Source organism: Novosphingobium subterraneum (genome assembly GCF_000807925.1).
Lineage (GTDB): Bacteria > Pseudomonadota > Alphaproteobacteria > Sphingomonadales > Sphingomonadaceae > Novosphingobium > Novosphingobium subterraneum.
The window spans coordinates 218,242-231,442 of sequence record NZ_JRVC01000004.1 but is presented as its reverse complement, the minus strand read 5'-3'; the positions used below and the strand labels follow the sequence as shown (position 1 = coordinate 231,442).

10 protein-coding genes and 2 tRNA genes are annotated in these 13,201 nt (G+C 63.5%); 7 read left to right on the top strand and 5 right to left on the bottom strand.

The window, feature by feature from the left end:
* Positions 1 to 132 precede the first annotated feature (132 nt).
* The 3 genes from NJ75_RS05735 to thyA all read right to left on the bottom strand — a co-directional run bounded on the left by NJ75_RS05735 (position 133) and on the right by thyA (position 3,166).
* The gene (locus tag NJ75_RS05735; RefSeq protein ID WP_039332267.1) at positions 133 to 891 is read right to left on the bottom strand and encodes an SDR family NAD(P)-dependent oxidoreductase; all 759 of its coding nucleotides are present in this window, start codon (positions 889 to 891) and stop codon (positions 133 to 135) included.
* Positions 892 to 1,052: 161 nt separating this feature from the next.
* Complete coding sequence (locus NJ75_RS05730; protein ID WP_052242066.1) at positions 1,053 to 2,075, bottom strand: VOC family protein; 1,023 nt, start codon at positions 2,073 to 2,075, stop codon at positions 1,053 to 1,055.
* Positions 2,076 to 2,221: 146 nt separating this feature from the next.
* On the bottom strand, positions 2,222 to 3,166 hold the full coding sequence (gene thyA, locus NJ75_RS05725) for a thymidylate synthase (RefSeq protein WP_039332265.1): 945 nt from the start codon (positions 3,164 to 3,166) through the stop codon (positions 2,222 to 2,224).
* A gap of 152 nt (positions 3,167 to 3,318) precedes the next feature.
* On the opposite strand from thyA, the gene NJ75_RS05720 reads away from it, so the two are divergent.
* Together NJ75_RS05720 and NJ75_RS05715 are read left to right on the top strand one after the other, a co-directional pair.
* A tRNA-Pro gene (locus NJ75_RS05720) sits at positions 3,319 to 3,395 on the top strand.
* A 203-nt stretch (positions 3,396 to 3,598) separates the two neighbouring features.
* Positions 3,599 to 4,210 carry a hypothetical protein gene (locus NJ75_RS05715; protein ID WP_052242064.1) on the top strand — a complete coding sequence of 204 codons (612 nt, stop codon included), beginning with the start codon at positions 3,599 to 3,601 and terminating at the stop codon, positions 4,208 to 4,210.
* A 71-nt stretch (positions 4,211 to 4,281) separates the two neighbouring features.
* On the opposite strand, the gene recG is transcribed toward NJ75_RS05715, so the two are convergent.
* Complete coding sequence (gene recG / locus NJ75_RS05710) at positions 4,282 to 6,339, bottom strand: ATP-dependent DNA helicase RecG (protein WP_039332447.1); 2,058 nt, start codon at positions 6,337 to 6,339, stop codon at positions 4,282 to 4,284.
* Positions 6,340 to 6,484: 145 nt separating this feature from the next.
* Here recG and NJ75_RS05705 point away from each other — a divergent pair, with 145 nt between their 5' ends.
* From NJ75_RS05705 to mfd, 3 genes are all read left to right on the top strand, one after another.
* Positions 6,485 to 6,871 carry a host attachment protein gene (locus NJ75_RS05705; protein ID WP_039332263.1) on the top strand — a complete coding sequence of 129 codons (387 nt, stop codon included), beginning with the start codon at positions 6,485 to 6,487 and terminating at the stop codon, positions 6,869 to 6,871.
* 127 nt (positions 6,872 to 6,998) lie between these two features.
* On the top strand, positions 6,999 to 7,280 hold the full coding sequence (locus tag NJ75_RS05700; RefSeq protein WP_039332261.1) for an FAD assembly factor SdhE: 282 nt from the start codon (positions 6,999 to 7,001) through the stop codon (positions 7,278 to 7,280).
* A gap of 27 nt (positions 7,281 to 7,307) precedes the next feature.
* Positions 7,308 to 10,841 (top strand): transcription-repair coupling factor, encoded by a 3,534-nt coding sequence (gene mfd / locus NJ75_RS05695; protein WP_039332259.1) that lies wholly within the window; start codon positions 7,308 to 7,310, stop codon positions 10,839 to 10,841.
* Here mfd and NJ75_RS05690 read toward each other — a convergent pair.
* On the bottom strand, positions 10,800 to 12,080 hold the full coding sequence (locus NJ75_RS05690) for a bifunctional diguanylate cyclase/phosphodiesterase (RefSeq protein ID WP_039332257.1): 1,281 nt from the start codon (positions 12,078 to 12,080) through the stop codon (positions 10,800 to 10,802). The two genes, mfd and NJ75_RS05690, sit on opposite strands and share 42 nt — an antisense overlap.
* Positions 12,081 to 12,231: 151 nt before the next feature.
* On the opposite strand from NJ75_RS05690, the gene NJ75_RS05685 reads away from it, so the two are divergent.
* Together NJ75_RS05685 and NJ75_RS05680 are read left to right on the top strand one after the other, a co-directional pair.
* A complete protein-coding gene (locus NJ75_RS05685) occupies positions 12,232 to 13,011 on the top strand; it encodes an NAD kinase (RefSeq protein WP_156135716.1) in 780 nt (259 codons plus the stop codon).
* Between the two features lie 80 nt (positions 13,012 to 13,091).
* Positions 13,092 to 13,166: transfer RNA gene (locus NJ75_RS05680), tRNA-Asn, on the top strand.
* The last annotated feature ends 35 nt before the right edge of the window (positions 13,167 to 13,201 follow it).

Sequence of the window (13,201 nt, the reverse complement as noted above, 5' to 3'; positions counted from 1 at the left end):
ATTTCACAGAGCTTTTCTCGCTTCCGCCGTCCGGCGGATCGAAAAACGTCTTTTCTAGCAAGGCTAATATATCGTCCGAGGATCACAAAGCGCCGAAGCGCCTCTTGTTCCAACAGGAGCCCGGTGTACCGGTCAGCTGCCGTCAGTGATCAGAGTTCCGCCATCGATCACGAGATTGTGGCCGGTGACAAACGCGCCGGCCGGCGCAGCGAGGAACACCGCGGCGCCCGCCACTTCATCCGGCGTTCCAGGACGACGCAATGGCGTCATCGCCATGCGACGCGCCATGAAAGCGGCATCGTCAAGCAACGGCTGCGAAAGTTCCGTGGCGATGAACCCGGGAGAGATGGCATTGACCCGCACTCCGCTAGGTCCCCACTCCACAGCGAGATTGCGTGCCAGTTGCGCTACGCCCGCCTTCGCAAGAGCGTAGGCATTGATCCTAAGGTTGCCTCGCAGAGCCGAGAGACTGGCCATTAGCAAGGCCGCACCGCCGCCGCTCGCCGCGATATGCGGAAGGGCAAGATTGCACAGCACGACCTGGCTCCGCAGATTGATTGCCATGACACGAGCATAATCGTCCATGTCGATCTGCGCGAACGAACCCGGATAACCGGTGATTCCGGCATTGCAAACCAGATGGTCGATCCGCCCGAAAACCTCGAGGCTTTCAGCCACTAGGTGGGCCAGCGCTGCGTCATCGCTCACGTCGCAGGGGCAACCCGGCATGCCCAGCTCCGCGGCCACGCGCGCAGTATCGGCCGGGTCCTCGCTCGAGATCATCACTCTTGCGCCGGCTGCGATAAGCGCCTCTGCAATCGCGCGACCAATCCCACGCGTGGAGCCGGTAACGATGGCCGCTTTGCCCGAAAGATCGAACAGACCACTCATGCGCGAGCGACAGGACTGCCTTGGTCAGCCAGCACGGATAACGTCACGTCCATGTCGGTAACACCCTCTCCCATATGCTTGCACCGTAAGGGCGCATAAGAGATGGACCGTTGCAGGACAAAGGCAATCCATGGATGCCCCCCAATCAATGCCATGCATGGTTATTCGGCCGCGTCCAAGAGACGTGCCGTTTCGGCCGGGTGATATCGCAACTCGTCAGGCCCGGCATATCGCACGTCCCAATTGGGTTCGCCTTTCATGAAGTCCGGCAGGTTGGTCATGTATATCGCTGTTCCGAAAGCGCCGTCCCAGATGCGCGGCTTCCAGCTGTCATCAACGCAATCACAATCTGCACCGTATTCTGCCTCGCCACCCGCCGGACACGGCACGTAAAGGAACGCGGCCGAGGTCAGCCTGTGCCGCCCGAAACCCCAGTTCCAGTCACCGTAAGTGTAGCCGCGCCTGTCGAGGTAGTTCTTGGCCACCATCAGCTCGTCGATATCCTCGACTTCCCAATTGGCGTGGTGAAACTTCAGCGTCCCGTTGAAGCCCGGCATTGGCGCGTGCGCATCGGCCAGGAACACGTTGTGATGTTCGTAGCAGCCATCCGCCCGCATGTAGACGCCAAAGCCCTTCTGCATGTCGGTGATGCGGAAGCCGAGGATGTCCTGATAGAAAGCCACCGCCTCCTGCACGTCCGGAAACGTCCAGACGCAGTGGTGCGTGCGCTTTGGCACCGCCCGATCAATCCATTTGCGCGGCTGGTTGAGGCGGGCAATCCGGCCCACCGTATTCTGCGGGGTTGGCGCGCCAAAGACAGCACGCGGCTGCCACAGTTGCAGCCCAATCGCCTGCCCGAACGGCGTGACGAAATGGACCGCGCCCTCAGCATCAGTGGCCAGGTCAACGACGCGCTCAAGGCGAGCCTTGAGGCGTTCCAGCCCTTCCGCGTTGTCCACCGCCCAAACGCATTCATGGACGCCCTTCGTCGTCTGCGCCGAACCCTTGGGCAGATCGGGATGACCGCGCTTCAAGAACAATGACTGAGAACCGTCGGCCGCTTCGAAAAGCGCCGAGCCATCGTTCTGCTCGATCAACGTCAGCCCAAAATCGCGGAAGAAGCGAACGCAAGGTTCAACCTCCTCTACCATCCATGTCAACCGCTTGATGCCAATGATCGCCACGCCAATTCTCCTGCCTTGCTTGCAAGGGAATGGCGGCGTTCTCATCCAATCGTCTTGCGCCAGATCAAATCCGGATCATGAATTGTTTGAAGGACAGTGCATCAATTTCATGGATGCCGAACAGTAAGTCCACGCCCTTTGCCGATTCAGATCGCCACGTCGGCCTTGATCACGCCCTGCGGTGCATAACCGGTCACTTCAAAATCCTCGATCCTGTAATCGAAGATTGAGTCTGGCCGGCGCAGGATCGCAAGCCGAGGATCTCCTGAAGGCTTTCTGGCGAGCTGGGTTTCAACCAGTTCGGCGTGGTTGAGATAGAGATGCGTGTCGCCCCCCATCCAAACCAGTTCTCCTGGTTCGAGATCACACTGCTGCGCTAGCAAGCGGATGAACAGGGCCGCACCCCACAGATTGAATGGCAGGCCCAGCGCCACGTCGCAGCTGCGCTGGTAGAGCAGACCATTCAGCCGGTTCCCGCTGACGTGGAACTGGTAGGTCTTGTGGCAGGGAGGCAGCGCCATCGCGTCAAGCTCGGCCACGTTCCAGCCCTCGACGATATGGCGACGGCTGCCGGGATTGGTCCTCAGCGAGCGGACCACGTCGGCAACCTGGTTCACCCCATACTCGCGCCGGCGAAACAGGTCATCGCCTGCCGGTTCATAGACCGGCCAGTCTACCCATTGCTTGCCATACACCGGACCGAGATCGCCCCATTCACGGGCGAACGCCTCATCTTCTACAACGCGTGCCGAAAAATCCGCGCGGGAAATGTCATCGCCGGAAGCCTTGCGGTATTTGTCCAGTGGCCAGTCCGTCCAGATCTCGACACCCTGCGCGCACAGCTTGCGGATATTTGTATCGCCAGTCAGGAACCACAGAAACTCGCGGGTCGCTGTTTTCCAGTACACCCGCTTGGTCGTAAGCAAGGGCATGCGCCCGTCGGAAAGGTCGAAGCGCAATTGCGCGCCGAAAACCGATCGTGTGCCCACGCCGGTGCGATCCACCCGCTCGTCTCCGCGCTCCCAGATCTCGCGCATGAGATCGAGATACTGCTGTTCGTAATGGCGGGCGGAATCGGCGCGTTCAGACATGGCTTCGCTTCTAGCTGCGCGGGCGGGCTCGAGCAAAATCGCCGCCGCAATTTCCCGGCGAAAAAACTTGGCGTTACCCGCTTGCCAGCGTCGGAACTGCTTCGTATAGGGCGCCCCTGCCTCGCAGCCGGGTCACCGGTTGGCGGATCGGTCGGGGAATAGCTCAGCCTGGTAGAGCACTGTCTTCGGGAGGCAGGGGCCGGAGGTTCGAATCCTCTTTCCCCGACCATTTCACCTTCGAAGGTGATCGAAAGGGCGGCCTTCGGGTCGCCCTTTTCGTTTGGCCAGGCTGCTCGGTTCATCGCGCACCTGCCACAACTCCTTCATTTGGCCCGCAAATCCGTCTCGCAAAGTCGCAAACCGGGTTTCGCTGCGGAACGACAAAGACGACCTTGTCCGGGTTACCCAATCAACAGGACAGGAACTCCATTCGTGACCATCCGCAAACTCACTGTTGCCCTTCTCGTCGCCACATTACCCATCGCCACCGCAGCAAACGCACAAGACGCAGCTGCTGGCACCGAAGCCACGGCCACGGCTGAAGCCACCACGGCCGCGCCGGCGGCGGCCACACCGGCCGTCGGCGCTGTTGTCTATGATGCTGCCGGCGCCGAAGTCGGCAAGATCAAGAGCGTCAACGCGCCCAACTTCGTGATCGACACCGGCAAGAACACCGCCACCTTGGCGCTGACCGCACTCGGCACTGGTCCCAAGGGCCCGGTCCTCGGCATGACCAAGGTCGAACTGGATGCGGCTGCCGAAAAGGCTGCTGCAGCGGCAAAGGCTGATACGGCTGCTGCGATCGTTGTCGATGCGCCGGTCTATGCCTCGGATGGCACCACCCAGCTAGGCAAGGTCGCCGAAGTGACCGATACCGAATTCGTGCTCGATGCGGGTACGGTTCGCGTGAAGCTGCCGAAGACTTCGGTCGCCAAGGGCGCCTCCGGTCTGATGATCGGCATGACCGCGCAAGGCTTTGCAGACGCTACAAAGAGCGCCGACCAGAGTGCGAATGCAGCGGCCGCAAAGCCCGCTGGCAAGTAAGCAATTCAGGGAGCGGGCGGCGCGTTTACCCCTTTTTCGCGCCGCCCCAACCGTTCCCTCGGATCAGGCTCTTAGCCGCCCCTGAGAAGTTGCACGCCCCAATCCCGCTCGAAAAGGTAGAGCAGCACGCGGGCCGCTTCCCCTCTTGGCGATGACAAACCGCCGTCGCGTTCCATCAGCAGTCGTGCATCATCATGTGCTAGTGGCAGCAACCGCGCGATCTGTTCGAAGTCCGCCACCTTGAACGGCGTATCGCCCGATTGCCGGGTGCCAAGCAACTCTCCGCCGCCCCGCAAGCGCAAGTCTTCCTCAGCCAAGCGAAATCCGTCCTGCGTTTCTCGCATAAGTGCAAGCCGCTCGCGCCCCGTTTCCGAGAGAGCCTCACCACGCAGCAGCAGGCAGGTCGATTGCTGGCTGCCCCGTCCGACACGCCCGCGCAACTGGTGCAACTGGGCCAAACCGAAGCGCTCTGCCTGCTCGATCACCATCAGCGTCGCGTTAGGAACGTCGACGCCGACCTCGATTACCGTCGTCGCAACCAGCAGTTGCGCGTCACCTCGGGCAAACTGCTCCATGGCCGCATCCTTGGCCTCGGGCCGCAGCTGGCCGTGAACCATGACCACGGTATCCCCGAACCGCTCCTTCAGCGCAGCATAGCGCGCTTCTGCGGCAGCAATGTCTTCCGTCTCCAGCTCGCGCACCATCGGGCAGACCCAGTAGGCCTGCGCACCTTTGGCAATGTGCCGCGCCACTCCCTCGACCACGTCGGCAAGGCGCTCTGTCGAAATCACGCGGGTGTCGATGGCCTGACGGCCGGGCGGCATTTCGTCGAGCCGCGAGACGTCCATCTCCCCGTACTGCGCCAGGGTCAGCGTGCGCGGGATCGGTGTGGCCGTCATCGCCAGGCAATGCGGAGTCCGCCGCGCCTTCTGGGTCAGCATCAGGCGCTGCCCCACGCCAAAGCGGTGCTGCTCGTCGATAACCACAAGCGCAAGATTGCGGTAGGCGACGGCCTCCTGGAAGATCGCGTGCGTACCGACGCAAATGTCGATCGAGCCATCGAGCAGCCCCATCAGGATCGATTCGCGCGCCTTGCCCTTGTCGCGTCCGGTCAACAGCGCGATGTTCACGCCTGTCCCTGCAGCCATCCGCGTCAGAGTCTCGGCATGCTGGCGCGCGAGGATTTCGGTCGGCGCCAGCAGCGCGGCTTGCCCGCCCGCCTCCACCGCGATCAGCATGGCATTGAGCGCCACCGCCGTCTTGCCAGACCCGACATCGCCTTGCAGCAGACGCAGCATCGGCGCGCCTTGCGCCATGTCGCTTTCGATCTCGGCAATCGAGCGCTTCTGCGCGCCAGTCAGTTCGAACGGCAGCTTGAGCATTGCACGCAATCGCCCGTCCCCGTGCAGCGGCGTGCCCTTCTTCGCACGGTTGCTCTCCCGCACCAGCATCAGGGCGAGGCTGTTGGCCAGCAGTTCGTCATAGGCGAGCCGGTCCTTGGCCAGCTTGTCCTCGGCCTTGTGTGCAGTCGGCAGCGCCGCGTCCCAAGACGGCCAGCCCATTCGCGCGATGAGGCCCGGCTCGATCCACTCCGGCAGCTTGGGCAGGTGCGCCAGCGACTGCGCCACCAGGGCCTGAACCCGCCCCTGCGTCAGCCCTTCTGACAGCGGATAGACCGGCTCGTTCAGCTGGCCGAGCATGCCGGCGCTGTCCTCGCTCACATGATCGGGATGCACGATCTGCCAGGTCTGGCCGAACTGGTCGAGCCTGCCCGCCACCCAGCGCTTCTCGCCCAAGGGGAGCTGCTTCTTCGCGGTATAGGCCGCTCGCCCGAAATAGGTAAGCGCGACATAGTTGCCAGCGGCATCCTCGGCTATGACCCTGAAAGGACCGCGCCCGGCCGACTGGCGATAATCGCGCACCGTCAGCGGCAGCACGATCTGTTCCCCCAGCCCCGCCTCGTCCAGATTGGCCACCGCCCGGCGCAGCACCCAGCGATCGGGCAGGTGGTACGCGATATCCTTGACGCGGGTCAGCCCCAGCTTCTCGAGCGGGCGCGCCAGACCAGGCCCCACGCCTTTGAGGCTGGAGCTTTCCGCGAACAGGGGGTTGAGCAGGTCAGGACGCATCGCCCGCCCGACATAGGCTGCAAGGCCACGTTTCGCCAATGCCGCCCAAAGCGAAATTCACGGCCATTTTTGACCCAGCGCATGGTTCAGGTGCCGAGCCGGTGCTTGAGTTGCTTTCGAAGATAACGAAAGCAGGAGCAAAACGATGTTGATCCCTCATGGAGCCGTCATTGCCGTCGTCGATGGCAAGGCCTGGGAACTCTACCGCAACGCCGGGACAGAAGCCACGCCCGAACTCGCGGCCATGGAAACGCCTGCGCTCGTCGAGCACAATCACTCCAGCGGCGGCAGCCACGCATCGCCGCATCAGCAGGACGAGACCGCCCACTGTGCCGCGGTAGCCGATTGGCTCAACCGGCAGGTGCAGGGTCACAAGATCGCCCAGCTCGTGCTGATCGCTCCGCCGCGCGCCTTGGGCGAACTGCGTCACCAGATCGGCAAGGGCACCCAGAACGCGATCATCAAGGAACTGGCCAAGGACATGGTCGGTCGCCAGCCCACCGAGATCATCGCCGCGCTGCGGGGCAAGTAACTCGCGCGGCCAAGCGATGGGGCATTCCGGCGCGGGGAAGGACGGCTTCGGCCGGAGGCGCCGGGATGCCCTTTGGCATGGGGCCAGGACCCTTGTCTCGCTGGGCCGATGGGCCTAACGGCAGAGCATGACCGAGCCTGCTGCAATCGCCCCCGAGAGCCTTCGTCGCCTGCACTTCCGCGCCTGGCACCGCGGCACGCGCGAAGCGGACTACATGATCGGTTGTTATTTTGACCGCTACCACGCCAATTGGTCGGCCGAGCAGGTCGCCTGGTTCGAAGAGCTGATCGAGGAAGACGACGTCGAGATCATGGCATGGGCGCTCGGCACACAGCCTGTGCCCGAAAAGTATGCCGGTGCGATGATGGACGCCATGCGCAAGCTGGACTACGTCGAGATCCCGCGCTGATTTTGCCTCTCGCGCGTTAAGCCTGCCATGTCCGACCTCGCCCGCATCCTTTCGGCCAAGACGCCGCTAACGCTTTCATCCGTCGCGCGTGGCGCGCAGCCGCTTGTTCTCGCCGATCTCGCCCGCGCCGCCAAAGGTCGCGCCGTCTTCATTGCGCCTGACGAGTCGGCAATGCGGGCCATCGTCGAGAGCGCCGCATTCTTCGCGCCGGACCTTGAAGTCATCGACTTTCCGGCGTGGGACTGCCTGCCGTTTGACCGTGCCTCCCCGGCGCTATCGGTCAGTTCCCGCCGCCTCGCCGCACTGCAGCGGCTGCAGCGCAAGCGCAGCGGACCGCAACTGCTCGTCACGACGATCAACGCCGCGCTCCAGCGCGTCCTGACGCCGTTCCGTATCCGCGAATCCACCCGCCTGCTTTCGCCGGGCACCGAGATCGGCCGCGAAAGCCTGATCGCACTCCTCCAGCGCCAAGGCTATTCGCGCACCGACACGGTCGTCGACGCTGGCGAGTACGCGGTGCGCGGATCGGTGTTCGACATCTATCCTTCTGGCCTCGACCACGGCCTTCGGCTGGACTTCTTCGGCGACGAGCTTGAAACCCTGCGCCTGTTCGATCCGAACACGCAGCGCTCGGTGCAGCCGGTCGAAACGCATCTCCTGCTGCCAGCCAGCGAAGCCCTGCTCGATGATGACAGCATCAAGCACTTTCGCAGCCGCTACCGCGAACTGTTTGGCGCGAACGCCACCGGCGATCCGCTCTATCAGGCCATCACCGATGGCCGTCGCCTTGCCGGCATGGAGCACTGGCTCCCGCTGTTCGAAGACCGGCTCGTCACGCTGTTCGATCATCTGGCCGAGGATGACCTTGTCCTGATCGACACGACTGCGATCAAGGCTGCCGAACAACGCATTGCCGACATTGCCGACTATCACCAGTCGCGCCTCGATTCCTCGTCCAAGGCGCCGGGCAGCTACCGTCCACTGGCCGAAACCGCGCTCTATCTCTCGCGCGATGAACTGGACCGGGCGCTTGCCGGTTGGCCGGTGCACCGCACCACCATCTTTGCCGAGCCGGAATCGAAGCAGGTTGTCGATTTCGGCTTCACTTCGAGCCACGATTTCACGCCGGAGCGCGCTGCCGCAACCTCCGGTGGGACCAACATCTACGAAGCGGCCGCCAAGTACATTTCGGCATTGGGCACGCGCGGCAAGAAGCCGATCATCGCGGCCTATACTGCCGGCTCGCGCTCACGCCTCGCCTCGCTGCTGGCGGAAGCCGGCAAGTTTACACCGCAGATGGCTGAAACCTGGCAGGAGGCACTGGGCCTTGCGGCGACGGGAAAACCCGCCGCCGTCGTCCTCCCGCTCGAACAGGGCTTTGCCAGCGACGATCTGGAACTGCTGACCGAGCAGGACATCCTTGGCGACCGTCTTGTCCGCCGCAAGAAGAAGCGCAAGGACGCCGACGCCTTCCTGGCTGAATTGTCCGCGCTTACGCCGGGCGATCTCGTCGTCCACATGGACCACGGCATCGGTCGTTACCTCGGCCTGGAAGCCATTGGCGTCGGCGACAGCCCGCACGATTGCGTTCAGCTGGAATATTCCGGTGGCGACAAGCTCTACATCCCGGTCGAAAACCTCGACGTCCTGTCGCGCTATGGTTCAGACGCTGATGGCGTTGCGCTCGACAAGCTTGGCGGCGAAGCATGGCAGCGCCGCAAGGCGCGGATGCGCGAACGCATCCTGGAGATGGCCGGCCACCTCATGGCCACGGCGGCCCAGCGCGCCCTGCGACAGGGCACGGTGCTCCCCGTCGATCCCACCAGCTACGGCCCCTTTGTCGACCGCTTCCCATGGGACGAAACCGAGGATCAGGAACGCGCGATCGACGACGTCCTCGGCGACATGGCCGAGGGCAAGCCGATGGACCGCCTCGTCTGTGGCGACGTCGGCTTCGGCAAGACCGAAGTTGCCTTGCGCGCGGCGTTCGTCGCAGCCATGCAGGGTGTCCAGGTGGCCGTCATCGCGCCGACGACCCTGCTGGCGCGCCAGCACTATTCGAATTTCGTCGAACGCTTCAACGGCTTCCCGCTGGAAATCGGTCGCCTCTCGCGCCTCGTCCCCGCCAAGGAAGCTGCCGAAACCAAGGCCGGGCTGGCCAGCGGCAAGGTTGATATCGTCATCGGCACCCATGCGCTCCTGTCCAAGTCGGTCGAGTTCAAGCGCTTGGGCCTGGTCATCGTCGACGAGGAACAGCGCTTTGGCGTCACGCACAAGGAAAAGCTCAAGGAACTGAAGGCGGACGTTCACGTCCTCACCCTCACTGCCACGCCGATTCCGCGCACGCTGCAGATGGCCATGTCGGGCCTGCGTGAGCTTTCCACGATCCAGACCCCGCCGGTGGACCGCCTTGCCGTGCGCACCTATGTCATGCCGTGGGACGATATGGTCATGCGCGAGGCCTTGCTGCGCGAACACCAGCGCGGCGGGCAGAGCTTCATCGTCGTGCCGCGCATCGCCGACATGCCCGAGCTCGAGGAATGGCTGCGCCTCAATGTGCCCGAAGTCCGCTTCGTGACAGCACACGGCCAGATGAGCCCGACCGAGGTCGAGGACCGGATGGGCGCGTTCTACGAAAAGAAGTACGAAGTTCTGCTATCGACCACGATCGTCGAGAGCGGCATCGATATCCCCTCGGCCAACACCATTGTCATCCACCGCGCCGACCGCTTCGGGCTGGCCCAGCTCTACCAGCTGCGCGGACGCGTCGGTCGCGGCAAGATCCGCGCCTACGCCTATCTCACCGTGCCAGAGGACATGGCGCTGTCCGAAGTCGCCGAAAAGCGCCTCAAGGTTCTTGGCGATCTCGACAGCCTCGGCGCCGGCTTCCAGCTTGCCAGCCACGACCTTGACATTCGCGGCGCCGGCAACCTCCTCGGCGACGAGCAGTCGGGCCACATCAAGGAGGTGGGCTTCGAACTCTATCAGTCGATGCTCGAGGATGCGATCCTTGCGGCCAAGGCCGGCGACATCGGCCTCGCCCGCGAACGCGAGGCACTTAGCCCCCAGATCACGCTCGACGCGCCGATCATGATCCCCGAGGACTACGTCCCCGACCTTGCCGTGCGCATGGCCCTGTACCGCCGCATGAACGACGCCGAAGGACCGGACGCTGTAGAGGCCCTCGCCGCCGAGATGATCGACCGCTTCGGCCCCCTGCCCGCGCCCACGCAGAACCTGCTGCGCCTGATCGAGGTCAAGCGCCAGGCCATCGCCGCCAATATCGCGAAGATCGACGTCGGCCCCAAGGGAGCGCTGGTCAGCTTCCACAAGGACACCTTCCCGGACCCCGTCGGCCTCATCGGCTATGTCGAGAGGCTCAACGGCGTTGCCAAGCTTCGTCCCGACAACAAGCTGGTCATCACCCGGGCTTGGGGCACGGCCGAAGGACGCCTGAACGGCCTGGTCCAGATGACGAAGGGTCTGGCTGCAATCGTGAAGCGTGCGAAGAAGGGTCGCCTAAAGCAAAGCGGAGACCTCTGCCGCGCTGATCGGTCCTGATCGCAGGAAACCCTGGAACGTGTCGCAGCCCTCTTGCTGCAGTACTGAAAGCTGGCTCTCGCGCTCGACGCCTTCGCATACGATCTTGAGCCCGAGCGCACGCGCCATCGCGACGATCGCCGTCAGGATTGCCCTGTCGCGCGGATCGCTGTCGACGTCTCGGACCATGGATGCGTCGAGCTTGATCGTATCGAGCGGCAGCGACTTCAGCGTGCGGAAGTTGGCATAGCCCGTCCCGAAATCGTCGAGCGCCACGCGCACGCCCACTGAAGCGAGCTCCGCCAGCGCCGCTGCTGATTGGGCAAAGTCCGCCACCAGCGCATGTTCGGTCACTTCCAGCGTAAGCCTCGTCGGCACGAACCCGGTTCCGACCAACAACTCGCGAAAGTCTGCAGCGAATGCTTCGCTTGCCAGATCCTCGGCTGTCACGTTGAGGGACAACGCGAGCTTGCCCCACCCCGCCGCCGCCGCCAGTGCCTTGCCCGCGATATGCCGTGAGAGCTGCGCTACATGATCGCCACGCTCGGCAATGGCGAAAAGCGTCTCCGCGCCGATCCGGCCAAGTTGGGGATGGTCCCAGCGCGCGAGAGCTTCCACGCCGACCAGCACGCCGTCGGCCACGCGATACTGTGGCTGGAACACGAGTCCGATCTCGTCCCGCGCCATGGCCCCGATCAGATCGGCTTCAAGCCGCGCCGCACTCCGACCTCGCGCCCGGTGCGAGCCATCGGCCCAGAGTATGCGGCGTCCGGCTTGCTGCTGTACCGCGCCGAGCGCTTGATCCAAGCGGTCGATCATTGCCGCCCCGGCCTCGCCCGGAATTCCGCGCAACAGCGCCGTTCGTGGAACCAGGTGCAGCATCTCGCCCCGCACCGGCAGACCGCGAGAGATGCGGCGCGTCAGTGCTTCTGCCAGCCACTGCCAGCGCTCACGACTGATAGTGCCGTCGCTGGCGATCAGGAACTCGCCACCGCCCACGCGCGCCACCAAGGAACCAGGGTCCAGTTCGTCGACCGCAAAATCGGCGATACGTCGCCCTATTTCAGCCAGCGCAGTATCTCCGCCCGCATGGCCGTAAGCCAGGTTGACCGAACTCAAGCGGTGCAGACCGACAAGCATGGCATGGACAAAGTCCGGCTCATGCCGCGCCAGCCACGATCTTGCCGCAGCCAGTCCCGGCAAACCAGTGAGGGCATCCCGGCCAGCATCGGCATCCGGCAAGGTCAGGCGGTGAGGCATGATGCGTCGAATAGCAGCGGAACCTTGCCAAAGCGTTCCCCGTTCGCGGCAAGCCCCCGCTCCAGTACTTTTGTGCATTGCGCGGCTTCAGTTAGCCCCATATCCCCGCTCCGGTACGATGCAGTCGCGTCAGATGGGGGCTTTGATACTGATGCCGGACTTCACTCGCCTAGCGCTTGTAGCTTCGCCCAGCGAGCGCGCCCAGGACGCTTACGAGAGCCTTCTGAAGAGCAGGAACTGGGTTTCTCTCGATCAGGCAGAGGCGGCCGTGGTCATCGGCGGCGACGGCTTCATGCTGCAGACACTGCACCACATGCTCGATATTGACCACGTCGTGCCGGCCTTCGGGCTCAATCTCGGCACAGTGGGCTTCCTGATGAACAAGTACCGGTCGAGCCGTGGCATCGAGGAGCGACTGGCCAAGGCCACTCAGATCTCGGTCTCGCCCCTGCGCATGACTGCGATAACCAACTCGGACGAAGAACATTCGGTCTGCGCGATCAACGAAGTCTCGATCCTGCGCGAAACCCGCCAGACCGCCAAGCTGGAGGTCAGCGTCAACGGCAAGGTGCGCATGCCCGAACTGGCCTGCGACGGCGTCCTCGTCGCTACCCCTGCTGGCTCCACCGCCTACAACCTCTCGGCCAACGGCCCGATCCTGCCGTTGTCCTCGAACATGCTGGCGCTGACGCCGATCAGCCCCTTCCGTCCCCGCAGGTGGCGCGGCGCGATTCTGCCCGACACCTACGAGATCGTATTCAAGGCGCTCGAATCGGTGAAGCGGCCGGTTCTCGTCGTGGCCGATCAGAAGGAAGTGCGCGATGTCCGCGAAGTGCGTGTGAAGGCCTGGCCCGAACACCGCCTTACCCTGATGTTCGACCGCGGCCAGAGCCTCGAAGACCGCATCTTCGCCGAGCAATTCATGGTCTGAGCAAAAATCTCGAAACAGGTGCTTGCCAAACGAGAATCGCCTGTTATTAGCGCGCTCCTGCCCCGGGGAACTGGGGCTGCTCCCTGATAGCTCAGCGGTAGAGCTCTCGACTGTTAATCGAGCGGCCGTAGGTTCGAATCCTACTCAGGGAGCCACTTTCTTCCAAGCAATTCAGCATCATGCCCCGCCC